Source organism: Rhodococcus sp. YH1, from assembly GCF_009939605.1.
In the GTDB taxonomy this organism is placed as follows: Bacteria; Actinomycetota; Actinomycetes; order Mycobacteriales; family Mycobacteriaceae; genus Rhodococcus; species Rhodococcus aetherivorans.
Genome location: NZ_WVTE01000006.1, coordinates 1 through 24,029, shown reverse-complemented (window position 1 = coordinate 24,029; position 24,029 = coordinate 1). Strand labels below are relative to the sequence as shown.

Below are 24,029 nucleotides of genomic sequence, written 5' to 3'. Positions count from 1 at the left end.
GGCGACGCTGCTGCGCGACTCGCGCGCAACGGTGTTCTGCTGGGCGATGGGCCTGACCCAGCACCGCAACGCGGTGGCCACCATCAAGGAGGTCACCAACCTGGCCCTCGCGCAGGGCAACGTCGGCGACGTGGTGGCGCCACTGCTCGAAACCGTGGGTGTGCCGTTCGATGAACTCGTGGTCGAGCGCGTCCCATTCCACGAGCAGCGAACCGAACGCCTGCAGCAGCGCGAGGTCGCCGTTCAGCGCGATCGGCAGGTGCAGGTCCGACAGGTCGGTGCCGCGGCCGACGACCCCGCGTGGGGTCTGCGGATTGCGGAAGTTGACCAGGCCCGCCTCGCGCAGCGGGTTGATCGACAGGATCGTGGCGCCGTTGCGTTTCGCCTTCTCGAGGGCGGTCAGCATGCGCGGATGGTTCGTTCCCGGATTCTGGCCCTGCAGGACGATGAGCTCCGCGTGGTACACGTCGTCGAGCGTGACGCTCGCCTTGCCGATGCCGATCGACTCCTGCAGCGCGATGCTGGTGGACTCGTGGCACATGTTGGAGCAGTCGGGCAGGTTGTTCGTGCCGAAGGCCCGGGCGAACAGCTGGTAGGCGAATGCCACCTCGTTCGAGGCACGCCCGGAGGTGTAGAAGATCGCCTCGTCGGGGCTGTCGAGCGCCTCGAGTTCCGCACCGATCAGGGCGAACGCCTCGTCCCAGTCGATCGGCTCGTAGTGGGTGGCGCCGGGCCGCTTGATCATCGGATGCGTGATGCGGCCCTGCCGGCCGAGCCAGTGCTCGCTGTGCGAATCCAGGTCGGCGATGCTGTGTGCGGCGAAGAACTCGGGAGTGGCACGGCGCCGGGTCGCCTCCTCCGCCACCGCCTTCGCACCGTTCTCGCAGAACTCGGCGACCGATCGATGTCCCGGGTCCGGATCGGGCCACGCACAGCTCATGCAGTCGAAGCCCTCGGCCTGGTTCAGCCGCAACAGCGTCTGCGCCGTCCGGATCGGTCCCATCCGTTCGAGGGACCGCTTCAGCGACACCGCCACCGCGGTCGGGCCCGCGGCGTGATCCTCGGCGTCGTCGACCTCGAGGTCGCGCTCGTCGTAGTCCCGATCGTGTCTGCGCATCGCCGGCCCCTCGTCGTCCACACTGTGTCCGCGGTCGTCCACACCGTGTCCGCGCGCCCGGGTGCCCCGCGCACGCGTGTCGGTGCACTGCCTACCCGCCCGGCCCGCTCCCGAAACCGCGTTCACGAAGGTCGGCGGGCATCGCGGCAGCGTCGTACGGTGGCCCCATGAAGTGGTCGAAAGCCCTCGGAATCCCCGCCGCGGCGATGGCCGCGGTCGCCTCGTACGACCTGCTGCAGCGACGCCACGCGCTGCTACGCAACTTCCCCGTTGTCGGGCACGGCCGCTACCTGCTCGAAGCGGTCGGTCCCGAGTTGCGGCAGTACATCACCACCGGCAACGACGAGGAGCGCCCCTTCACCCGCGATCAGCGTCGCTGGGTGTACGCGTCGTCGAAACTCGTGAACAACACCTTCGGTTTCGGCACCGACAACGACGTCGAATACACCGACGGTTACACGATCATCAAGCACCGCACGTTCTCCGAGACCCCGCCGTCGGCGGCGCCGCACGCCGGGGAGGAGCTGCAGATCCCGTCGGCGAAGATCCTCGGCGGGGCGCGCGGGCGGGCGAAGGCGTTCCGGCCGCAGTCGATCGTCAACATCTCGGCGATGAGCTTCGGCTCGCTGAGCGGGGCCGCCGTCTCGGCGCTCAACCGCGGTGCCGCCGCCAGCGGGTGCCTGCACAACACCGGCGAGGGCGGGCTGTCGCGCTACCACCGCAACGGGGCAGACCTGATCTTCCAGATCGGCACCGCGTACTTCGGCTGCCGCGACGAGGAGGGCCGGTTCGACCTGGCCCGGCTGAAGGCCGTCGTCGAGTCGGCGCCGGTGCGGGCGATCGAGATCAAACTGAGCCAGGGTGCCAAGCCCGGCCTCGGCGGCCTGCTGCCCGGAGCCAAGGTGACCCCCGAGATCGCCGAGATCCGCGGCATCCCGGAGGGTCGCGACTGTGTCAGCCCGTCGCGGCACACCACGTTCCACGACGTCGACAGCATGCTCGACTGGATCGAGCTGATCGCCCACGAGACCGGGTTGCCGGTCGGCATCAAGTCGGCGGTCGGCGACATGGCGTTCTGGCAGAACCTCGTCGACGCGATGTGCAACTCCGACCGCGGCGTCGACTTCGTGACGATCGACGGCGGCGAGGGTGGCACGGGCGCCGCGCCGCTCGTGTTCACGGACGCGGTCTCGCTGCCCTTCCGCAGCGGCTTCGCCCGGGTCTACAAGCTGTTCACGGAGGCGGGCCTCAGCGACGACGTGACGTTCATCGGCGCCGGCAAGCTCGGACTGCCCGACAACGCGGTGGTGGCGATGGCCCTGGGCTGCGACATGGTCAACATCGCGCGGGAGCCGATGCTCGCGATCGGCTGCATCCAGGCCCAGAAGTGCCACACCGACCGGTGTCCGACGGGCGTCGCCACCCAGAACCCGTGGCTCGAGCGGGGGCTCGACGTGGAGCTGAAGTCGGTGCGCGCCGCCAACTACATCCGGGCGCTGCGCCGGGACATCTTCAAGCTGGCCGAGGCGTGCGGCGTCGCGCATCCCGCTCTGATCACCCCGACCGACGTCGAGGTGGCGGACGGCAACCGCCGCGCGATCACGATCGCGGAAATGTACGGCTACCAGCCCGGCTGGGGCCTGCCCGGCGCGTCGGACCGGGAAGAGATCACGCGGCTGATGCTCGGGGTCGCCGCGGCCGAGGGCGGCGAGGGCTCCCCAGGGGCGCGGACGACGCCCTGACACCGGCACTGTCCAGAATCCGGACAGTTCGGAGCGCCGACCCCACGTCACGCTGGAGCAGACCACTCGCGACACCACGGAACCCGCCGGGAGGCAGATCGTGATCGACAAGATGTACGCCGCGGTGCTTACCGTCGGCGGTGTCGTGTTCGCCGGCTGCCTCCTCCTCGGCGAGGCCGTGGACGCGATGGGCGGCGCGGGCGTCATCGGACTGCGCGCGCTTCCGGACGACACCGTCGAACAGGCCGAGCGCTTCTGCTAGAGTCTGCCGCGTGTCCGCTACCGCCGTGCCTCGCGTCCGCCATGAACTGGCGCTGATCGCTGTCGGCGTGCGCGCGGTCGCCGACGTCGACTGTCGTCGCTGACTCCCGTCACCAACCCTTGCGGCATCGTTGCCGCCCCCGGTTGCCGAGGAGTCGCGTCGCCCCGTCCGGCGTGACATTCGTCGGCCCGACTCGTTCGGGTCCACGTCTCCACCACCTTCGTCCGTCCTGCGGAGCGTCTCCTCGAACCGGTGTGCCCGGGTCCTCCCCCGGTCTCGCACAGAGACACTCCTGCAGGAAAGGCATCACCTCATGAAGAGACGTTCGGGTCTGTTCGTCACCGCCCTCGCCGCCCTCGGCGCGACCGTGCTGACCGCGTGCTCCGGCGGATCCAGCGACACCGTGGGCGGAGGTGAGAGCAGCGGCGACGGCTCCGGCGGCACGATCAACCTGTACGCGTACGCCGTGCCGAAGCCCGGATTCGACAAGCTGATCCCCGCCTTCCAGGCCACCGAGGAGGGTGCGGACGTCGAGTTCCAGCAGTCCTACGGCGCCTCCGGCGATCAGTCCCGGAAGGTCAAGGACGGCGCCGAGGCGGACTTCGTCAACTTCTCCGTCGAGCCGGACATCACGCGTCTCGTCGACGCCGGGCTCGTCGAGGCCGATTGGAACTCCGGTCCGTACAACGGAATTCCCTTCGGATCGGTGGTGACGATCGTGGTGCGCGAGGGCAACCCCAAGAACATCACCGACTGGGACGACCTGCTGCAGCCCGGCCTCGAGGTCGTCACGCCCAACCCGTTCAGTTCCGGCTCGGCCAAGTGGAACCTGCTCGCCCCCTACGCGGCGAAGAGCGACGGCGGCGCGAACCCGCAGGCGGGTCTGGACTACGTCACCACACTCGTGAACGAGCACGTCAAGATCCAGCCCAAGTCCGGTCGCGAGGCCACCGAGGCGTTCCTGCAGGGCTCCGGCGACGTGCTGCTCAGCTACGAGAACGAGGCGCTGTTCATCGAGCGCAACGGCGACCCGGTCGAGCACGTCACCCCGCCCACCACCTTCAAGATCGAGAATCCGGCTGCAGTGCTCACGAATTCGAAGAACGCCGAAAAGGCACGGGCGTTCGCGGACTTCCTCTACACCCCGCAGGCGCAGCGTCTGTGGGCGGAGGCGGGCTTCCGGCCCGTCGACCCCGCGGTGGCGGAGGAGTTCGCGGCCGACTTCCCGCAGCCGGCGAAGCTGTGGACGATCGCGGACCTGGGCGGCTGGAAGGCTGTCGACGAGCAGTTGTTCAAGGCCGAGACCGGCTCGATCGCCGTGATCTACGACAACGCCACGAAGTAGAGCCCGGACAGTGAGTATCACCGACAGCGCCACCGGGGTGGGACCGAGGCCGGCTCCCGCCCCGGCGGCGCGCCGCCGCACTCCGCTGCGCGCAGCGACCGGCACGGTCGGACCGCTCGGCATCGGAGTGTCCGTGCTGTGGCTGTCCGTCATCGTTCTGTTGCCGCTCGCGGCGCTGACCGCGGAGGCGTTCGCCGACGGTCCGAGTGGCTTCTGGAACGCCGTCACCGCCCCGGCCGCGCTGGCGACGCTGCGGATCACCGTGGTCGTCTCCGCGATCGTCGCGGTCGTCAACGTGGTCATGGGCACCCTCATCGCGTGGGTACTGGTGCGCGACGAGTTCCCGGGCAAGAAGTTCGTCAATGCCCTGATCGACCTGCCCTTCGCGCTGCCCACCATCGTGGCGAGCATCGTGCTGCTGGCGCTGTACGGGCCGGAGAGCCCGATCGGTATCCATCTCAACGCCTCCCAGCCGGGGCTCGCCGTCGCGCTGGCATTCGTGACGCTGCCGTTCGTGGTGCGTTCGGTGCAGCCGGTGCTCCTCGAGGCGGACCGGGAGGTGGAAGAGGCCGCGGCGTCCCTCGGCGCGAACAACCTGACCGTCTTCCGGTCCGTGGTACTGCCCGCGCTGACCCCGGCTGTCGTCAGCGGTGCCGGGCTCGCGTTCGCCCGTGCCCTCGGCGAATACGGATCGATCGTGCTCATCGGCGGCAACATCCCGTACGAGACCCAGGTGGCGTCGCAGTACATCCAGCAGCAGATCGAGATCGACCGCCCGATGAACGCTGCCGCGGTGTCCGTGGCACTGCTGCTCATCGCCTTCGTCGTGCTGTTCGTGCTGCGCCTGGCAGCGGGACGCAGCCTGCGCCGGGAGGAGGAGGACCGATGAAGGTCTCCCCGTGGACGCGAATCTCGCTGCGGACGATCGCACTCGGCTACCTGTTGGTCCTGTTGCTCGTTCCGATCGGGGTGATCCTCTACCGCACATTCGAGAACGGCGTGGGTGCGTTCCTCCAGTCGATCAGCACGCCCGCGGCGATCTCGGCGTTGAACCTGTCGCTGCTGATCGTCGCCATCGTGGTGCCCGTCAACGTCGTGTTCGGTGTCGTCGTCGCACTTGCGCTCGTGCGCGGCCGGTTCCGCGGCCGCGGGCTGCTGCAAGCCGTGGTGGACCTGCCGTTCGCCGTCTCACCGATCGTCGTCGGTGTCGCCCTGATCATGCTGTGGGGTGCCGGCGGGTGGTTCGGAGGTGTCGAATCCCTCGGATTCAAGGTGATATTCGGGCTACCGGGCATGGTGATCGCCACGATCTTCGTCACCTTGCCGTTCGTCGTGCGCGAGGTCGAACCGGTGCTTCACGAGATCGGCCAGGAACAGGAGCAGGCCGCCGCGACACTCGGCGCGAACGGCTGGCAGACGTTCCGGCGCATCACCCTCCCCTCGATCCGGTGGGGCCTGACGTACGGCGTGGTCCTCACCGTCGCCCGCGCGCTCGGCGAGTTCGGGGCTGTCATCATGGTCTCGTCCGGCTTCCCCGGCGTGTCCCAGACCCTGACGTTGCTGGTGCACTCCCGCTACATCGACGACCACAACACCTTCGGCGCCTACTGCGCCGCGACCCTGCTCATGGCCATCGCCGTGATCGTGCTGCTGCTGATGACCCTGCTCGACCGCAAGAGGAGTACCAGATGATCACCGTCACGGGCGCACGAAAGAACTACGGCGACTTCGCGGCCCTCGACGACGTCGACATCGAGATCCCGTCCGGGTCGCTCACCGCGCTGCTCGGACCCTCGGGGTCCGGTAAGTCGACGCTGCTGCGGTCCATCGCCGGACTGGAAACCCTCGATGACGGCATCGTGCGCATCGGCGGCGACGACGTGACCGGCGTGACCCCGCAGAAGCGGGACATCGGTTTCGTCTTCCAGCACTACGCGGCGTTCAAGCACATGACCGTCCGCGAGAACGTCGCGTTCGGGTTGAAGATCCGCAAGCGGCCCAAGACCGAAATCGGCCGCCGCGTCGACGAACTGCTCGGCATCGTCGGGCTCGACGGGTTCCAGCAACGCTATCCGGCACAGCTGTCCGGCGGCCAGCGCCAGCGCATGGCCCTGGCCCGCGCCCTCGCCGTCGATCCCAAGGTGCTGCTGCTCGACGAACCGTTCGGCGCGCTCGACGCCAAGGTGCGCGCCGACCTGCGCACGTGGCTGCGCCGCTTGCACGACGAGGTGCACGTGACCACCGTGCTGGTCACCCATGATCAGGAGGAGGCGCTCGACGTCGCCGACCGGATCGCCGTGATGAACCGGGGCCGCATCGAGCAGGTCGGAACCCCGCGGGACCTGTACGACCGGCCCGCGAACGACTTCGTGATGTCGTTCCTGGGCAATGTCTCCAGGCTCAACGGAAAGCTGGTGCGGCCGCACGACATCCGTCTCGGTCGCGAACCCGATCTCGCCCGCGCCCAGGACGCGGGCACCGCCGGGTCCGTGGGTGTCACCCGCGCGACGGTGGAGCGGGTCGTGCACCTCGGGTTCGAGGTCCGCGTCGAGCTGCGCAACGCCGCGACCGGTGAGGACTTCACCGCGCAGGTCACCCGCGGCGACGCACGCGCTCTCGGTCTCGCGCCCGGCGAGACCGTCTATGCGCGCGCGACCGAGGAACCGGCGCTGCCGGAGACGACGCGGGTGCCGATCGGCTAGAGGCACGCCCGCCCACCGGCGCCTCACTCGGCCGAATGTCACACAGGTTCAGTTGGATCGAACCCGTGTGACATTCGGCCATTCAGGCATGCGGTATCACCCCGCGGACTGCTCGGGTCCTGCGGCGGGTTCGAATCACCCGGATCGGAATCCGTGACGAGCAGGACCCCGCCGGGCGACAGTGATCTCCACGCGCCCCGCCCGCTCGGTGTGCACGCCGATCACTCACCCGAGATCCGTGAAAGGTACTACCCGATGAACGCTTTCCCCGGTGGGTCGGCGTGAGCGCGCCGACCGGGATCCGTCCCGCGCCGGCGAGCACCGCCGAGCCCGACGACGCCGGGCTGGTCGTCGCCCCCGCCCGCCACCCGCTGCGCTGGCTGGTCGCCGCCCTCGCCCTCGTCCTGGTGGCGCAGTTCGTGCACGGCCTGGCTACCAACCCGGGCTGGGACTGGGCGACGTTCGCTCGGTACTTCACCGCACAGTCCGTGCTCTCGGCCCTGGTGGTGACCATCGAACTCACCGTGTGGGGAACGGTTCTCGGATTCGGGCTCGGCGTGCTGCTCGCCGTCGGCAGGCTGTCCAGGAATCCCGTCCTGCAGGTGATCTCCTGGGTGTACATCTGGGCATTCCGATCCATCCCGCTCATCGTGCAGCTGCTGTTCTGGTTCAACATCCCGTACCTGTACCGAACGCTGTCGCTGGGTGTCCCGTTCGGACCGTCGTTCTTCGAGTTCGAGGTCACCGGCGTGATCTCCGGCTTCACCGCCGCGGTGATCGGCCTGGCCCTGCATCAGGCCGCCTACTCGGCGGAGATCATCCGCGCCGGCATCATCTCCGTGGACCACGGCCAGATCGAGGCGGCGCAGGCCCTGGGCATCCCTCGCCGCCGGCAGTTCTTCAAGATCGTTCTGCCGCAGGCCATGCGATCGATCCTGCCCAACGCCGCCAACGAGGTCATCAGCCTGTTCAAGGGCACCTCGATCGTCTCCACGATGGCGATCGCCGAGCTGTTCTATCAGGTGCAGGTCGTCTTCGGCCGCAACGGCCGGGTCGTGCCCCTGCTCATGGTGGCCACCGTCTGGTACATCGTGCTCACCACCGCGTTGTCGATCGTCCAGTACTACGTGGAGCGGCACTACGCGCGCGGCTCGTCCCGCGCCCTCCCGCTCACCCCCTGGCAGAAGACCGTCGCCAAGTTCCGCGAGATCCGCGACTCGGGTATCGCCGCACCCCGGGGAGCCACCCGATGACCACGCCGGTCGACCCCACCCCGTACGCCGTCGACGTCCGGGGCGTGCACAAGTCGTTCGGATCCCTCGAGGTCCTCAGAGGTGTCGACCTGAAAGTCCGCAAGGGCGAGGTCACGGTGATCCTCGGTCCCTCCGGCTCCGGCAAGTCCACCCTGCTGCGCACCCTCAACCACCTCGAGAAGGTCGACCGCGGCACGGTCCGCATCGACGGCGAACTCGTCGGCTACCGCCGCCGGGGCAACAAGCTGCACGAGTTGCGCGAGAGGGACATCCTCCGTCAACGGTCGCGCATCGGATTCGTGTTCCAGAACTTCAACCTCTTCCCGCACCTGACCGTGCTCGAGAACGTGATCGAGGCGCCGATCTCCGCGCAGCGCCGCGACCGCGCCGAGGTCGAGACGCTCGCCCGGGAACTGCTCGACCGGGTCGGCGTCGGCGACAAGATCCACGACTACCCCAAACAGCTGTCCGGTGGGCAGCAGCAGCGGGTCGCCATCGCCCGCGCCCTCGCGCTGCGCCCGGCCGTGATCCTGTTCGACGAGCCGACCTCCGCGCTCGACCCCGAACTGGTCGGCGAGGTGCTCGAGGTGATCCGCGACCTGGCCCGCGACGGTGCGACCCTGGTGATCGTCACCCACGAGATCGGCTTCGCGCGTGAGGTTGCCGACACCGTCGTGTTCATGGACGGCGGCGTCGTCGTCGAACAAGGTCCGCCCGCGCAGGTTCTCGACCGGCCCACCCAGGATCGCACCCGCGCCTTCCTGTCCAAAGTCCTCTGAAGTCCTCCCGAAAGGCAATGATGTCCGCGTTGACCCGACGCACGAGGCTGGTCGCCTCGGCCCTGACCGCCGTCGCCCTGCTGTCGGTCGCCGCCTGTGGCACCGACGAGCCCGACGCGGCCGGCGCCGCCGGCTACAACCTCACCGCCGACCAGAACCGCATCACCACCGACCCCGTACCCGAGATCGCGGCCAAGGTCCCGCAGTCCATCCGCGACCGCGGCACCCTCATCGTCACGGGGTCCGCCGGCACCGCACCTCCGCTGCGGTTCTATGCCGACGACGACAAGACCATCATCGGCTCCGAGACCGACTTCGCGCATCTCCTCGGCGACGTTCTCGACCTCGACGTCGAGCTCACCGCCGCGGACTGGGCACAGAACTTCGTGCGCGTCGACTCCGGTGAAGCGGACGTGTTCATCTCCAATGTCACCGTCACGGAGGAACGCAAGGAGAAGTACGACTTCTCCACCTACCGTCTCGACAACCTCGCCTTCGAGGTGACGAAGGACAGCGGGATCGAGGTGAAGGATCCGAAGGATGTCGCGGGTCTGAAAGTCGGGGTGAGCTCCGGCACCAACCAGGAGGCGCTCCTCGTCGAGTGGAACGAGCAGAACGTCGCCGCGGGCCTCGAGCCCACCGAAATCCTCTACTTCCAGAACGCCACCGACTACTACCTCGCGCTCGGCTCCGGCCGCATCGACGCCTACTTCGGGCCCAATCCGTCCGCGTCGTTCCACGTCATCCAGGCCGGGGAGACCGAGATCGCCGGCACGTTCTCCGGCGCGGGTGCGGACCTGCAGGGCGAGATCGCGGTCCTGACCAAGAAGGACAACGGCCTGATCGAGGCGATCAACGAGGCGCTCAACCACGTCATCGAGAACGGCACCTACCAGCAGGTGCTCGACCGATGGGGTATCGCGAACGAGGCTGTCGCGACCTCGGTGATCAATCCTCCGGGCCTGCCGAAGAAGCAGTAGCCGGACAACAGCCAGGGGAGGGACAGCAATGAGTCAGGTGGAGCGCCGGGCCGACATCGTGATCGTCGGGGGCGGCGTCATCGGGTCGGCGGCGGCGTGGCGCCTGGCCGCCCGCGGGAAGGCGGTGATCCTGCTCGAACAGTTCGAGCCGGGTCACCGTCGCGGCGCCTCGCACGGCAGTTCCCGCATCTACCGGCAGGCCTACGACGGCGAGTTCTACACGGCCCTCGCCGGCCGTGCCCTGCCGCTATGGCGGCACCTGCAGGACACCACGGGCACGGAGGTACTGACCCTCACCGGCGCGGTCGACCACGGACTGCCCGCCGTCGTCGAGGCACGTGCCCGGTCGCTGGCCGCCCTCGGCGTCCGGCACGAGGTCCTCGAGCCGCGTGCCGCGGAACGTCTTTGGCCCGGAATACGGTTCGACACAACCGTCGTGCATCATCCCGAGGCGGGACGGCTGCACGCCGACCGCGCGGTCGCCGCGTTCCAGGAGGCCGCGGCGCAGGCCGGGGCCGACGTGCGGCACGGGACCGTGGTCGAAAGCCTGCACAGTCACGGACACGGCGTCGACGTGGTCACCCCGGACGCGGTGGTGCGCGCCCGGCACGTCGTCGTCGCGGCCGGCGCGTGGTCGCACCGGTTGCTCACCCGGGCTTCGGATCCGGCGCCCCTCCTCCCGGCGATGCGCACCACGCAGGAGCAGCCCGCACACTTCGTTCCCGTCACGGGGCCCGACTGGCCGAGCTTCGTGCATCACCCCGGCGCGTTGCTCACGACAGCCGGCATCTACGGGCTCGGCGCCGAGGACGGCATCAAGATCGGCGAGCACGGCACCGGACCCGAAGTGACGCCCGAGACGAGAACCTTCCGGGCCGACCCCGCCGGCGTCGCGCGGCTCGCCGCCTACGCTGCCCGATGGCTGCCCGGCGTCGACCCGGGCAGCGCCGTGGCCGACACCTGCCTGTACACCAGCACACCCGACAGCAACTTCGTCGTGGACCGCATCGGCGCCGTCGTCGTGGCCGCGGGCTTCTCCGGGCACGGCTTCAAGTTCGCCCCCGCGATCGGCGAGCTGATCGCAGGTCTCGTCGAGGGCACGGCCGTCGCACCGGAGCCGTTCCGGTTCGGCACCCGGGAGGCGGTGACCGCGCGGTGACCACCGCCCGCCACATCCAGGTCTGCACCGTGCGGCAGGACGACCCGCTGGCCGCCCCGCTGCTCGCCGAACTCGCCGTCGAATACAGCACCCGCTACGAACGTCCGCTCGACGAGCAGATCCATACCCTCACCACCCACCCGGCCGACGAGTTCGCCGGACCCGACGGCACGTTGCTGGTGCTCGTCGAGGACGACGAACCTGTCGCCGGTGGCGCGTTCCGGCGCTACGACGCGACCACCGCTGAGCTCAAGCGCATTTGGACGTCGAAAATGCACCGGCGGCGCGGACTCGGCAGACTCGTGCTGGAGGAACTCGAGGCCGAGGCGGCCCGGAGGGGGTACGCCCGCATCTACCTGACCACCGGGTGGCGTCAACCCGAGGCAGTCGCGCTGTACCTGGCCGCGGGATACACCGCCCTGTTCGATCCCGGCCGACCGGCCGAGGAGATCGGGCCGCACCCCTTCGAGAAAGTGCTGATCCGGTTGCGGACGGACTGAACCGCGCCGAGCGGCTCGAAGCAGTGCACGAATCGGACATCCGCAGCCGTCGTGACGGGTGCGGACGTCCGATTCTCGTGTGAACTCTCCGCCGCCACGATCCTCCCGAAGACCCCCCACCAGGCCCGGCAGCATCGCGAGCCCGCGGTGCTGCCGGTGCGCCCTGCTGCCGGACGCCCCTGTGACGCCACCGATCCCCGCCGCACACCGACCAGGAGTCTCGCCGATGACCTCGACAACACCCGTCCACCTCGCCGTCGCGCTCGACGGCGCCGGTTGGCATCCCGCCGCGTGGCGTGAAGAGAATTCACGCCCCGACGAATTGACCTCACCCACGTACTGGGCCGATCTCGTCACCACCGCGGAACGCGGGCTGCTTGACTTCGTCACGATCGAGGATTCCCTTGCCGTACCCGCGAACCCGTACACGAGCGAGGACCCCGACGCGGTGGACCGGGTACGGGTCCGGCTCGATGCGCACCTGATCGCCGCGCGGGTTGCACCGTCGACCCGGCACATCGGGCTGATCCCGACGATCACCACCACGCACACCGAACCGTTCCACGTGTCCAAGGCGCTGGCCACCCTCGACTACACATCGCACGGTCGCGCCGGCTGGCAGGTCAAGGTGTCCTCCTCCGCGCAGGAGGCCGCACACTTCGGCCGGCGCGACATCCCCGGACTCGACAAGCGCGACCGGCAGGCGCTCGCCGAGAATCGCCTGCCCGAGTTCGTCCACGACCTGTTCGACGAGGCCGCCGATGCCGTCGAGGTCGTTCGGCGGCTGTGGGACAGCTGGGAGGACGACGCGGAGCTCCGCGACGTGAAGACGCGACGGTTCATCGACCGCGACAAGCTGCACTACATCGACTTCGAAGGCCGGTTCTTCCACGTTCGAGGGCCGTCGATCACGCCCCGACCGCCGCAGGGGCAGCCGGTGGTCGCACTGCTGGCCCACCGCGACCTTCCGTACGAACTGGCCTCGCGGCAGGCAGATCTGGTGTTCGTCACCCCATCGGACACCCGCCGCGTGCGTGACCTCGTCGACGAGGTCACGGCGGCGGGGGTGCGGGTCGGGCGTGTCGGTGAACCGCTGCGTGTGTACGCGGACCTCGTGGTCTTCCTCGACACACCGCGCGAGAGCGGCGCCGAGCGGCTCCGGCGTCTCGACGCACTCGCGGGCAGCGCATTCGACTCGGATGCACTCGTGTTCACCGGATCGGCGACCGAACTCGCCGACCGGATCGGTGAGTGGCGTCGACAGGGTATCGACGGCTTCCGGCTCCGGCCCGGGGTGGCAGTCGACGACCTCGACGTCATCGTCGACGTGCTCGTCCCGATCCTGCAACAGCGCGAGTTGTTCCGCTCCGAATACCCCGGCACGTCCCTGCGCGGACTTCTGGATCTGCCGACCGACATTCCCAACCGCTACGCCGTCACCACGGCCGGAACCGAAGGACACGACCGATGAGCACACGCAAGCAGATCATCCTCGGGGCCTACCTCGGCGGTGTCAATCACCACACCGCATGGTGGGATCCCCGGGCGGGCAGCCAGATCGAGTTCTCGACCTTCGAGCACACCGCCCGTACCGCCGAGCGCGGCAAGTTCGACTTCTTCTTCCTCGCCGAGGGCCTCGTGCTGCGCGAGCGCGCGGGCCGGATCTTCGATCAGGACATCATCGGCCGGCCCGACACCTTCACGGTCCTCGCGTCGCTGGCCGCCGTCACGGACCACCTCGGCCTGGCCGCCACCATCAACGCGACCTTCAACGAGCCGTACGAGCTGGCTCGGCAGATCGCCTCTCTCGATCACCTCTCCGGCGGCCGGGCCGCGTGGAACGTGGTCACCTCCTTCGATGCCTTCACGGGGCGCAACTTCCGCCGCGGCGGCTTCCTGGATCGCTCCCGCCGGTACGAGCGCGCGGAGGAGAACCTGACGCTCATCCGTCAACTCTGGGACTCGTGGCGTAGCGACGACATCGTCGCCGACAAGGCCGGCGGCCGGTTCCTGCGTCGACCCGACGCCGGCGCCTTCGAACACCACGGCAACCACTTCGACGTGCACGGCAGGTTCACGGTTCCGCGCAGCCCCCAGGGACGCCCGGTGATCCTCCAGGCCGGGGTGTCCCCGCAGGGCCGGGACTTCGCTGCCGCGAACGCCGACGCCATCTTCTCCCCGTACGGGAAGCTGCCCGAGGCCACGGAGTTCTACCGAGATGTCAAGGCCCGGGCGATCGCTGCCGGCCGCTCCGCCGACGACATCAAGATCCTGCCGTCGGCGAGCTTCGTGATCGGTGACACCGAGGCCGAGGCCGTCGAGAAGTACCACGAGATCCGTAACCAGCAGGTCACCGGGCAGACCGCCCTGATCCTGCTCGAGCAGATCTGGAATCGGGATCTGTCCGAATACGATCCGGAGGGCCCGCTGCCGGACATCGATCCCGACCCCGACGCCGAGCCGATCATCCAGGGACGGGCGTTCGTCCACCAGGACCGGTTCGAGACCGTCGCACGGCTCCGCGCGATCGCGGAGGAGAAGAAGCTGACGCTGCGAGAGGTCGTGATCGACCAGTTCGAGCGCGGACCCCTCGTCGGTACCGCGGCACGGATCGCCGAGCAGATCGACGCCTTCGTGCAGAACGACGGCTCGGACGGGTTCATCCTCGGATCGCACCTCGTGCCCTGGGGACTCGACGACTTCGTCGACGAGGTGGTGCCCCTGCTGCAGGACCGTGGTGTCCTCCGCGCCGAGTACACCGGAACCACGCTGCGGCACAACCTCGGGCTGCGGGTACCGGCCGATCCGGTGGCGGTCGGCGGTTAGCCGCCCTCCCGCGTGACACTCACCGATCGGGCGCAGACGCCCCGGCAGACGACGTCGGTGGTGCCGGTCTGTGCGGCCGCCGGCTTCACCACCCTGCTCGATTCGTCGGTGCTGAACATCGGCCTCCCCGCCCTGCGGACCGGTCTCGACGCGGGCGTTTCGCAGGTGCAGTGGATCCTGGCCGCATACTCGCTCAGCTTCGGTCTTGCGCTGGTCCCGGCAGGCCGGCTCGGCGATGTAGCCGGCCGGCGGCGGCTGTTCCTCGCGGGCATGACCCTCTTCGCGGTCATGGGAGTGTGCGGAGCTGTCGCGTCCGACCCCTGGACGGTCGTCGCCGCACGGGCCGGTCAGGGGGTCGGGGCCGGCCTGATCAGCGCGCAGGTGCTCGGGATCCTGGCCGAGAACTACACCGGCCCGGCGCGCGCTCGGGCCCTGGCCGCCTACAGCACCGCCGGGGGCCTCGCCGGGCTGTGCGGTCCGCTCGTCGGGGGGCTGGTGCTCGGCGCTGCGCCCGGGGAGTACGGGTGGCGCGTTCTGCTGATTCTCAACGTGCCGTGCGCACTCGTCACACTCGTGCTGGCTGCACGCCGCCTGCCCCCGGATCGGGGACGACCGTCGGCCCGCAGCGGGGTCGATGCCGGGGGCCTCGCACTCCTCGCGGCGGCCACGACGCTGGTGATGCTGCCCGTGGTCTCCGATCCGGGTCCGGTGGGTGCGGTGTTCGCCGTCGGGGGAGCGGCGGTCTCACTCGCCACCTTCCTGTGGTGGGAACGCCGTGTCGCCGCGCGCGGCGGCAAGCCCGTGCTGCTTCCCGAACTGACCGGATCCGGCGGATACATCCTCGGCACCTTGGTCGCACTGTTCTGGTTCGGTGCGGTGCTGTCCCTGAACACCGTCGTGAGCCTGTATCTCATCGAGGGGCGCGGCTATGCCGCTGTCCAGGCGGCCGCCGTGCTGTCCGCCGCCGCCGCCGCGATGGCCGTCGCCTCGGCCGTGGGGTGGCGGGTCGTCGCGCGATACGGCCGGGTGACGGTCGTCGTGGTGGTGGCAGCCGAGATCGCCGTCGTCGGTGGCTACGCCGCCGCTGTGCAGCACGAGGCCACGATGCCGGTGTTCGTGGCGCTGGCCGCTCTGTCGGGCCTCTCGGGTGGATTCGTGGATGCACCCAACCGGGCGCTGACGCTCGAGTCGTCACCGGAGGGCGGTCACGGTGTCGCGGTCGGGTTCCTGCAACTGTCACAGCGGTTGTCCGCGACAGTCGCCCTCGCCGCGGTGTCCGGCCTGTATCTGTCGGCGCTGGCGACGGACGGGGACGACTTCGCCGGTGCCGCGTCGGCCGGCCTCACGGTGTGTGCCGCGATGCTCGCGGTGTCGCTGCTCTGTGCGCTCGCCGACCGGCGCCGTCGTGCCGGCGCCGGGTTTCGATCACTGTGAGCGAAAGGGTTCTCCGAACTCGTTCGCAACGCGTACGGTCACCGGGAACCATCCAGAGCGACCGAGAGACCCGGCTCGAGGACGTCGCAGCAACCCCCTGCCGCCGCAGGTGAGGGTGCTACCGCCGGGAACGATGGAGGAGAAGGCATGGCAGGCGAGGGGTTCGTGGGCGCGTGGGCGCGCCTGCACGTCGACCTGTGCCGTCAGTGCTCGGGCATCTGTCGCCCCCGATCCTGTCGCGCCTGAGCGGCGCAACCCAGTCGAAGAACTACGACCGTCTGCCCGGCCGGTGGCATCGCGAAGCGCGGTGCCACCGGCGCCTCACGAGATCATGGAGTTCCCCGGTGCCTGTTCCGTTCACCTCTGCCGCCCGCCGTCGCGCCGTCGCGGGCGCCACCGCCGCAATCCTCGCCGGTGGGCTCGCCGCGTGCGGCACCGACACGGCGGGCACTTCCTCCGGTGGCGGCACCCCGCAGCCCGGCGGCACCCTGCGCTACGGCCTGTCCCAGGCCCCCACGTGTGCCGATCCCGCGCAGGCCGGCAGCAACCAGACCATCTACGTCGCCCGTCAGATCGTCGACTCGCTCACCGATCAGGACCCCGGGACCGGTGAACTGAAGCCGTGGCTCGCCGAAAGCTGGGAGGTGAACGGGAACGCCTCGGCGTTCACGTTCCGGCTGAAGGACGGCGTGACATTCAGTGACGGCACCCCGTTCACCGCGGAGTCGGTGAAGAAGAACTTCGACGCGATCGTCCAGACCCTCACCGGCGCCAAGGCAGCGCTGGCGGCGAGCTACCTGTCGGGGTACACCGGCACCACGGTGCTCGATCCGCTCACCGCCCAGGTGTCCTTCGCCGGACCGAACGCGCAGTTCCTGCAGGCGTCGTCGACGCTGCAACTCGGCTTCCTGTCCGACAGGGACGTCGCGAAGTCCGCGGAGGAACGCTGCGCCGGCGACCTGTCCGGCACCGGTCCCTTCGTCTACGAGGACTACCAGCAGGACAAGTCCGCCACGCTGGTCAAGCGCACTGGATACTCGTGGGGATCCGACGTTTTCGCGCACGACGGCGAGGCCTACCTCGATCGCATCGAGTTCACGATCGTCCCGGAGTCCGGTGTACGCACCGGCAGCCTCGCATCCGGCCAGCTCGACGCGATCAGCGATGCTCTGCCGCAGGATGCTTCCCAGATCGAAGGCAGCGGCGGACGGATCCTCACCACGCCGAACCCGGGTGTCCCGTTCGGTTTCCAGCCGAACGTCACCCGTGGCGTCCTGACCGATCCGGCGGTGCGCGCCGCGATCGTGCCGGCCCTCGACCGCCAGGAACTCGTCGACACCGTCCTCGGCCCCGATTTCCGGCCCGCGACCAGCACCCTCGCCTCCCGCACCCCCGGCTACGCCGCACTCGACGACGTCACCTACGACCCGGCGAAGTCGACGTCGATCCTCGACGCCGCCGGCTGGGTTCCCGGCCCGGACGGCATCCGCGTCAAGGACGGCAACCGCCTGTCCTTCTCGGTGCTGTTCAGTTCGGTGTTCGCCGGCAACCAGGCTATCCTCGAGCTCGTGCAGCAGCAGCTGCGCGAGGTCGGTATCGACCTGCAGCTCGACCTGGTCTCCACCCCGGAAGCCACTGCCCGGCAGGGAGCGAAGGACTTCGACGCCACCTACTACAACAGCACGCGCGCCGACGGCGACATCCTGCGCACGACGTTCGGACTCGACGGGCGCAACCTCAACAACCGCGGCCCGATCCCGCCGCTGGACGAGGTCCTGTCCGCGCAGCTGCGCACCACCGACCCGGCCGAACGCGGCGAGCTGATCAAGCAGGCACAGCAGCTGGTCCTCGACAACGGCCTGTGGCTGCCGACCGTGGAGCTGTCCCAGGCCATCGGTGCGGCGGGGGCGGTGCAGGACCTGAAGTTCGAGGCCTCCGCCCGGTTGCAGTTCTTCGACACCTGGCTGAGCGAGTAGACCATGGCTCGGTATCTCGGTTCCCGGCTCGTGCAGGCGCTGTTGGTGCTGTGGGCGGCGTTCACCGTCTCGTTCGGCGTGCTGTACCTGCTGCCGTCCGACCCGGTGAGCATCGCGGTCGACGGCGCCGGCAGCGGCACACCGGTGGATGCGGCCGCTGTCGCGCAACTGCAGGAGCGGTACGGGCTCGACCGTCCGTTGTCGGGGCAGTACCTTACTGCGCTGAGCAACGCCGTCCGGGGTGACTTCGGCATCTCGATCGTCACGGGACAACCCGTGACCGAAGCGATCGCCGCCGCCGTACCCAGCACCCTGGCCCTGGCCGCGGTCGCCCTGGCGCTCGCCGTGCTCCTCGGCACCTCGATCGCGTTCGTCGCCACGTACACGGGCGCCCGGTGGCTGCGCAGCACGCTGTTCTCGCTGCCGCCGCTCGGTGTCGCGGTTCCGACCTTCTGGGTGGGACTGCTTCTGCTCCAGCTCTTCTCGTTCCGGATGAAGCTGCTTCCGGCATTCGGCGACCAGGGCATCGAGCATCTGGTGCTGCCCGCGATCACCCTCGCGCTCCCCACCGGTGCGGTGATCGCGCAGGTCCTCGCCGCCAGCCTGCAGACCACATGGCGGCAACCGTTCGTCGAAGCAGCTCGCGCCAAGGGCGCGTCCCGGTGGCGCATCCAGACCCGGCACACACTGCGGCTGTCCAGCATCCCCGCATTCACTATCGCCGGGGTGACAGTCGGCAACCTGCTGGCGGGGTCCGTGGTCGTCGAGACGGTGTTCTCCCGCGCCGGTGTCGGTCGGTTGACCCAGACTTCGGTTCTGGCGCAGGATATTCCCGTCGTCCAGGGCATCGTGGTCTTCAGTGCGGTGATCTTCGTGCTCGTCAACCTCGCGGTGGACCTGGTCTATCCGCTCATCGATCCGCGCATCGCCGACGGCCGTCGCGGCGGCGGTTCGCCCTCGCATCCGACGCCCGCCGAGGTGACCACCGAACTCACCGGCTTCGCGGTGGAGGAGGAGAGGAAGGCTCATGTCTGACGTCCTGATCCGGGAACCGGTCGCCGCATCCGCGCAGGCCGCGACCGGGCCACACAGACCGTCCCGGCTCCGGGGAGCGACGAGCGCCCTGCGCCGCTACGGGGTTCTCGTGGTCTCGACGACTGTGCTGTTCCTCGCCGTCGGCTTCGCTCTGTTCCCCTCGGTCTTCGCGTCCGGTGATCCGCTGCAGGGCGTCCCGGCCGACAAGTTGCAGGGGCCGTCCGCGGCGCACTGGTTCGGCACCGACAACATCGGGCGCGACGTGTACACCCGGGTCGTGCACGGTGCGGGCCTGTCCCTGACCGCGACGCTCGTCGCCGTCGGAATCGCTCTCGTCGTCGGCTCACTCGTCGGGTTGCTCTCCGGCGCGGTCGGCGGAGCGGTCGACGGCCTACTCATGCGGGCCGTCGATGTTCTGCTGTCCATCCCCGCCCTGCTGCTGTCCCTGGCGCTCGTCACCGCCCTCGGATTCGGCACCATGAACGTGGCGATCGCGGTCGGCGTCGGGCTCGTCGCGAACTTCGCCCGCGTCATGCGGTCGGAGGTCCTGCGCGTGCGCCGCGCCCTGTACGTCGAGGCGGCGTTCGCATGCGGTGTCCGCTGGCACAGCGTCCTGCGCCGGCACGTGCTGCGCAACTCGTACGCCCCCGTCGTCGCGCTCGCGGCGGTCGAGTTCGGCATGGCCGTGCTCGCCGTGTCGTCGCTGAGCTTCCTCGGCTTCGGCGCGGTGCCGCCCACCCCGGAATGGGGATCGCTGATCTCCGAAGGCAGGAACTACCTGGCCACCGCCTGGTGGATGACGACACTGCCCGGCCTGGTCATCGTGGCGGTCGTCCTGTCGGCGCACCGCCTCGGTCACGCCATCGAAGAACGGAGCACTCGATGACCGCGGCCCTGCTGGACGTACGCGACCTGCGGGTCGAGTACGGCAGCCGTCGCGACCCGGTCACCGCGGTGGACGGTGTCGGCTTCACCCTTTCCCGGGGCGAGGTCGTCGCGGTGGTCGGCGAGTCCGGTTCCGGCAAGTCGACGACCGCACACGCGATCCTCGGCCTGCTGTCGGGTAGCGGCCGGATCACCGGCGGCACCGTCACGTTCGACGGGCAGCGACTGGACTCCCTGTCCGAACGCGCCTTCGAGAAGGTGCGCGGTGCCCGCATCGGACTCGTGCCACAGGACCCCACCACGTCCCTGAACCCGGTCGTCCGCATCGGTGACCAGGTCGCCGAGGTCCTGCGTATCCACGGTCTCGCCGACCGGCGCACCGCGAAGATCGACGCGCGGCGCATCCTCGCGGAAGCCGGGCTCGACGATCCCGAACTCCGTGCCAGGCAGTACCCGCAGGACCTGTCCGGCGGGCAGCGGCAGCGCGTGCTCATAGGCATCGCGCTCGCATGCCGGCCGGACCTCGTCATCGCAGACGAGCCGACCAGCGCCCTCGACGTCACCGTGCAGCGGCGCATCCTCGACCATCTCGACAGCCGCATCGCCGAGACCGGTACCGCGGTCCTGCTCATCACCCACGACCTCGGCGTCGCCGCCGACCGCGCCGACCGCATCGTCGTGATGAGCCAGGGCCGGATCGTCGAGACCGGGCCGGCCCGGCAGATCCTCGAGAACCCCCGGCACGAGTACACCCGGGCGCTCGTCGCCGCCGCACCGAGCCTTGCCGGCGCCGCGGCCCGGCCCGGCCGCGGACCCGCGGAACCCCTGCTCACCGTGTCCGGGGTCTCGAAGACCTTCCGCATCGACCGGCGCACGTCGCTCGAGGCGGTGCGCGACGTCTCCTTCTCGGTTCCGCGCGGTCGCACTCTGTCCCTGGTCGGCGAGTCCGGTTCCGGCAAGTCCACGGTGTCCCGCATCGCGATCCGACTGGAATCCGCCACGTCCGGGCAGGTCCGGTTCGACGGGCGGGACATCACCGCGCTGCGCGGCCGGGACCTGCGCGAGCTCCGTCGCCGGGTGCAGATCGTCCACCAGAACCCCTATGCGGCCCTGAATCCCAAGCTCCGCATCCGCGACGTCGTCGCCGAACCGCTCGAAGCCTTCGGCATCGGCACGAAAAGCGAGCGCGCCGAACGTGTTGCGGAGCTGATCGGGCAGGTGGCGCTGAGCACGGCACACCTCGAGCGCAGACCCGCGGAACTGTCCGGCGGACAACGACAGCGCGTTGCGATCGCCCGCGCGCTCGCGCTGCACCCGGAACTCCTCGTGCTCGACGAGCCCGTCTCCGCGCTCGACGTGTCGGTCCAGGCGCAGATCCTCGACCTGCTCGCCCGCCTGCAGGACGAGCTGGGGCTGAGCTACCTGTTCATCTCCCACGATCTTGCCGTGGTCCGGCAGATCAGCGACACCGTCGCGGTGATGCGGTCCGGCGAAATCATCGAATCCGGGACCACCGCAGAGATTTTCGACAGACCACAGCACGAGTACACGAAACTGCTGCTCGATGCCATTCCAGGGAAGGTTCGGCATGCCCGATAGTTCACAGTTGTTGCTCGCCCTCGAATTCCGCGGAACCGGCTCGCATCCGCATTCGTGGCGTCGCACGGATTCACGCGCGGAGGACGTGTTCACCGCCCGCTACTGGGCGGATATCGTGGGCAGCGCGGATCGTGCCGGCGTCGACCTGGCCTTCCTCCCCGACTCGTTCGGTATCGACTCCGGTGCGGACACCGTGCGCGGCCGGCTCGAAGCGGTCGGCGTCGCCGCCCGGCTGTCCGCCGTCACCTCGCGGATCGGGCTGATCCCCACCGCGACGGTGACCCACACGGAACCGTTCCACGTGGCCAAGGCCGTGCAAACCCTCGACCACACCACGGCCGGCCGTGCGGGGTGGCAGGTCGCCGTCTCCGAGGGTGAGGACCGGGCCGCCCTGTTCGGCCGCAAGGGCACCCAGGGCACCGGCTCACTGTGGACCGAGGCCGCCGAGGCCGCCGAGGTCGCGGCCCGCCTGTGGGACAGCTGGGAGGACGACGCCGAGATCCGCGACGTCGCCACCGGCCGGTTCGTCGACCGGGACAAGCTGCACTACATCGACTTCGTCGGCGAGCACTTCTCCGTCAAAGGTCCGTCGATCACGCCCCGGTCACCCCAGGGCCTGCCCCTCGTCGCCGTTGCGGCAGCGGACGAGCAGTCGTTCGACTTCGCCGCGGAACGCGCCGATCTCGTGCGTATCGAGGCCGCCGACCTCGGGTCCGCCGCGAACCTGGCCGAGCGTCTGCGCGCGCAGGCCGGTGATCGGCGACCGGCGGTGCTGCTCGACATCGACGTGCTGCTCGCCGCGGACGACGCCACCGCCGCCGCGGACCTGGCCCAGCTCGAGAACTGGGCCGGCGCTGCCTACACGCCGGAGTCGCTGTTCTACCGCGGCGGCCCGGCAGGGCTGCTCGCACTCCTCGGGGACGTGGACGGCCTGGACGGCGTGGTGCTACGTCCGCTGGCCCTCGCCGGCACGGTCGCGGCGCTCACCGAACGGGTCCTGCCGGTGTTGCGGCGGCAGGACCCGACGTCCACTGGAACCCTGCGGGACCGTCTCGGCCTGCCGCGCCCCGTCAACCGCTACGCCACCGCCTGAGGAGGCCGACAACCATGCCGCAGAACACCGTTCGAAAGCAGATCCATCTGGCCGCGCACTTCCCGGGCGTCAACAACACGACCGTGTGGGCGGATCCCGAATCGAAGAGCCAGATCGACTTCGAGTCCTTCCTGCACCTGGCCCGGACCGCAGAACGCGGACTGTTCGACTTCTTCTTCCTGGCCGAGGGACTGCGGCTGCGCGAACACCGCGGCCGCATCCACGATCTCGACGTCGTCGGCCGGCCCGACACCCTTACGGTTCTCGAGGCCCTCGCCGGTGCGACGACCCACCTCGGGCTCGCGGGCACGATCAACACCACCTTCAACGAGCCGTACGAACTGGCCAAGCAGTTCGCCACCCTCGACCATCTGTCCGACGGCCGCGCCGCGTGGAACCTCGTCACCTCCTCCGACGCCTTCACCGGCGAGAACTTCCGGCGTGGCGGCTATCTCGACCACTCGCAGCGCTACGTCCGCGCCCACGAGATCGTCGACGTCACCCGGCGGCTGTGGGACGGCTGGCGCCCCGGAGCACCGGTCGTCGACCGCGAAAACGGCATCTTCGCGGCGGATTCCGACATCGCTCCGTTCGACATCCACACCACGCAGTTCGACATCTCCGGGCGGTTCGAGGTGCCACGCAGCCCGCAGGGACACCCGGTGCTCCTGCAGGCCGGCGACTCGGACGAGGGCCGCGAATTCGGCGCCGCCAAGGCCGACGCCATCTTCACCGGCCACGGCACCCTCGAGGAGGGCCACGCCTTCTACGCCGACGTCAAGGGCCGCCTCGCGAAGTACGGGCGCAGCCACGCCGACCTGAAGATCCTTCCGGCCGCGACGTTCGTCCTCGGCGACTCCGCGGAGGACGCGGCCGAGCGAGCCCGCCACATCCGGCTGCAGCAGGTGAGCCCGCAGACCGCGATCGCGTTCCTCGAGCAGGTGTGGGGCCGCGACCTGTCCGGGTACGACCCCGAAGGGCCGCTGCCGGACGTCGAACCGGAGGACAACCTGAACATCACGCGCGGCCGCGTCCGCCACGCCAAGGATCCGCGCGCCGTCGCGCTGGCCTGGCGGGAGAAGGCCGAGGCCGAGAAGCTCAGCATCCGCGAACTGATCATCGAGGTCACCGCGCGGCAGCAGTTCGTCGGCACCCCCGATCACGTCGCCGCCGAGATCGACCGCTATGTGCAGACCGACGCGAGCGACGGCTTCATCCTGGTTCCGCACCTCACCCCCGGCGGCCTCGACGAATTCGTCGACAAGGTCGTGCCGCTGCTGCAGGAACGCGGCAGTTTCCGCACCGAATACGAGGGCACCACCCTGCGCAGTCACCTCGACCT

General features: G+C 69.5%; 22 protein-coding genes and 1 riboswitch. Of the genes, 21 read left to right on the top strand and 1 reads right to left on the bottom strand.

What is annotated here, in order from left to right:
* The coding region (locus tag AIIKEEIJ_RS00715; protein ID WP_238406143.1) for a molybdopterin-dependent oxidoreductase at nucleotides 1–1,117 on the bottom strand (1,117 nt) is incomplete at its 3' end.
* Nucleotides 1,118–1,284: 167 nt separating this feature from the next.
* On the opposite strand from AIIKEEIJ_RS00715, the gene AIIKEEIJ_RS00710 reads away from it, so the two are divergent.
* From AIIKEEIJ_RS00710 to AIIKEEIJ_RS00615, 21 genes are all read left to right on the top strand, one after another.
* Entirely contained in the window at nucleotides 1,285–2,859 is a 1,575-nt protein-coding gene (locus AIIKEEIJ_RS00710; protein ID WP_161994688.1) for a glutamate synthase-related protein, read from the top strand.
* 100 nt (nucleotides 2,860–2,959) lie between these two features.
* The gene (locus tag AIIKEEIJ_RS00705) at nucleotides 2,960–3,121 is read left to right on the top strand and encodes a hypothetical protein (RefSeq protein WP_155621881.1); all 162 of its coding nucleotides are present in this window, start codon (nucleotides 2,960–2,962) and stop codon (nucleotides 3,119–3,121) included.
* Nucleotides 3,122–3,131: 10 nt separating this feature from the next.
* A complete protein-coding gene (locus tag AIIKEEIJ_RS33890; RefSeq protein WP_312026504.1) occupies nucleotides 3,132–3,224 on the top strand; it encodes an Ms4533A family Cys-rich leader peptide in 93 nt (30 codons plus the stop codon).
* Between the two features lie 210 nt (nucleotides 3,225–3,434).
* The gene (locus AIIKEEIJ_RS00700; protein ID WP_006943619.1) at nucleotides 3,435–4,466 is read left to right on the top strand and encodes a sulfate ABC transporter substrate-binding protein; all 1,032 of its coding nucleotides are present in this window, start codon (nucleotides 3,435–3,437) and stop codon (nucleotides 4,464–4,466) included.
* Nucleotides 4,467–4,482: 16 nt separating this feature from the next.
* Complete coding sequence (cysT, locus tag AIIKEEIJ_RS00695) at nucleotides 4,483–5,355, top strand: sulfate ABC transporter permease subunit CysT (protein ID WP_443217085.1); 873 nt, start codon at nucleotides 4,483–4,485, stop codon at nucleotides 5,353–5,355.
* Nucleotides 5,352–6,158, top strand: a complete 807-nt coding sequence (cysW, locus tag AIIKEEIJ_RS00690; protein ID WP_010594194.1) for a sulfate ABC transporter permease subunit CysW — start codon at nucleotides 5,352–5,354, stop codon at nucleotides 6,156–6,158. Before cysT ends, cysW begins: the two co-directional genes overlap by 4 nt.
* Nucleotides 6,155–7,168 (top strand): sulfate/molybdate ABC transporter ATP-binding protein, encoded by a 1,014-nt coding sequence (locus tag AIIKEEIJ_RS00685; RefSeq protein ID WP_029546667.1) that lies wholly within the window; start codon nucleotides 6,155–6,157, stop codon nucleotides 7,166–7,168. The genes cysW and AIIKEEIJ_RS00685 overlap by 4 nt, the downstream gene beginning before the upstream one ends.
* A gap of 281 nt (nucleotides 7,169–7,449) precedes the next feature.
* Nucleotides 7,450–8,421, top strand: coding sequence for an ABC transporter permease subunit (locus AIIKEEIJ_RS00680; RefSeq protein WP_161994687.1), 972 nt, complete (start codon nucleotides 7,450–7,452; stop codon nucleotides 8,419–8,421).
* A complete protein-coding gene (locus AIIKEEIJ_RS00675; protein WP_161994686.1) occupies nucleotides 8,418–9,200 on the top strand; it encodes an ATP-binding cassette domain-containing protein in 783 nt (260 codons plus the stop codon). Before AIIKEEIJ_RS00680 ends, AIIKEEIJ_RS00675 begins: the two co-directional genes overlap by 4 nt.
* Before the next feature lie 20 nt (nucleotides 9,201–9,220).
* Nucleotides 9,221–10,180: a transporter substrate-binding domain-containing protein gene (locus AIIKEEIJ_RS00670; RefSeq protein ID WP_202916386.1), complete on the top strand. Its 960-nt coding sequence runs from the start codon at nucleotides 9,221–9,223 to the stop codon at nucleotides 10,178–10,180.
* A 28-nt stretch (nucleotides 10,181–10,208) separates the two neighbouring features.
* On the top strand, nucleotides 10,209–11,339 hold the full coding sequence (locus AIIKEEIJ_RS00665) for an FAD-dependent oxidoreductase (RefSeq protein WP_161994684.1): 1,131 nt from the start codon (nucleotides 10,209–10,211) through the stop codon (nucleotides 11,337–11,339).
* Entirely contained in the window at nucleotides 11,336–11,839 is a 504-nt protein-coding gene (locus AIIKEEIJ_RS00660) for a GNAT family N-acetyltransferase (RefSeq protein WP_161994683.1), read from the top strand. The genes AIIKEEIJ_RS00665 and AIIKEEIJ_RS00660 overlap by 4 nt, the downstream gene beginning before the upstream one ends.
* A 226-nt stretch (nucleotides 11,840–12,065) precedes the next feature.
* Entirely contained in the window at nucleotides 12,066–13,310 is a 1,245-nt protein-coding gene (locus AIIKEEIJ_RS00655; RefSeq protein WP_161994682.1) for an LLM class flavin-dependent oxidoreductase, read from the top strand.
* Nucleotides 13,307–14,665 (top strand): NtaA/DmoA family FMN-dependent monooxygenase, encoded by a 1,359-nt coding sequence (locus tag AIIKEEIJ_RS00650; RefSeq protein WP_161994681.1) that lies wholly within the window; start codon nucleotides 13,307–13,309, stop codon nucleotides 14,663–14,665. Before AIIKEEIJ_RS00655 ends, AIIKEEIJ_RS00650 begins: the two co-directional genes overlap by 4 nt.
* 12 nt (nucleotides 14,666–14,677) lie before the next feature.
* Nucleotides 14,678–16,099 carry an MFS transporter gene (locus tag AIIKEEIJ_RS00645; RefSeq protein WP_338020887.1) on the top strand — a complete coding sequence of 474 codons (1,422 nt, stop codon included), beginning with the start codon at nucleotides 14,678–14,680 and terminating at the stop codon, nucleotides 16,097–16,099.
* 45 nt (nucleotides 16,100–16,144) lie between these two features.
* Nucleotides 16,145–16,239: riboswitch (SAM riboswitch) on the top strand.
* A 204-nt stretch (nucleotides 16,240–16,443) separates the two neighbouring features.
* The gene (locus AIIKEEIJ_RS00640; protein WP_161994680.1) at nucleotides 16,444–18,075 is read left to right on the top strand and encodes an ABC transporter substrate-binding protein; all 1,632 of its coding nucleotides are present in this window, start codon (nucleotides 16,444–16,446) and stop codon (nucleotides 18,073–18,075) included.
* A gap of 3 nt (nucleotides 18,076–18,078) precedes the next feature.
* The gene (locus tag AIIKEEIJ_RS00635) at nucleotides 18,079–19,110 is read left to right on the top strand and encodes an ABC transporter permease subunit (protein WP_161994679.1); all 1,032 of its coding nucleotides are present in this window, start codon (nucleotides 18,079–18,081) and stop codon (nucleotides 19,108–19,110) included.
* Nucleotides 19,103–19,996 (top strand): ABC transporter permease subunit, encoded by an 894-nt coding sequence (locus tag AIIKEEIJ_RS00630; RefSeq protein WP_161994678.1) that lies wholly within the window; start codon nucleotides 19,103–19,105, stop codon nucleotides 19,994–19,996. Before AIIKEEIJ_RS00635 ends, AIIKEEIJ_RS00630 begins: the two co-directional genes overlap by 8 nt.
* The gene (locus AIIKEEIJ_RS00625) at nucleotides 19,993–21,594 is read left to right on the top strand and encodes a dipeptide ABC transporter ATP-binding protein (RefSeq protein WP_161994677.1); all 1,602 of its coding nucleotides are present in this window, start codon (nucleotides 19,993–19,995) and stop codon (nucleotides 21,592–21,594) included. The genes AIIKEEIJ_RS00630 and AIIKEEIJ_RS00625 overlap by 4 nt, the downstream gene beginning before the upstream one ends.
* Complete coding sequence (locus tag AIIKEEIJ_RS00620) at nucleotides 21,584–22,687, top strand: LLM class flavin-dependent oxidoreductase (protein WP_029540020.1); 1,104 nt, start codon at nucleotides 21,584–21,586, stop codon at nucleotides 22,685–22,687. Before AIIKEEIJ_RS00625 ends, AIIKEEIJ_RS00620 begins: the two co-directional genes overlap by 11 nt.
* A 14-nt stretch (nucleotides 22,688–22,701) precedes the next feature.
* Nucleotides 22,702–24,029, top strand: a 1,328-nt coding sequence (locus AIIKEEIJ_RS00615) for an NtaA/DmoA family FMN-dependent monooxygenase (protein WP_161994676.1), incomplete at its 3' end; no start/stop codon positions are given.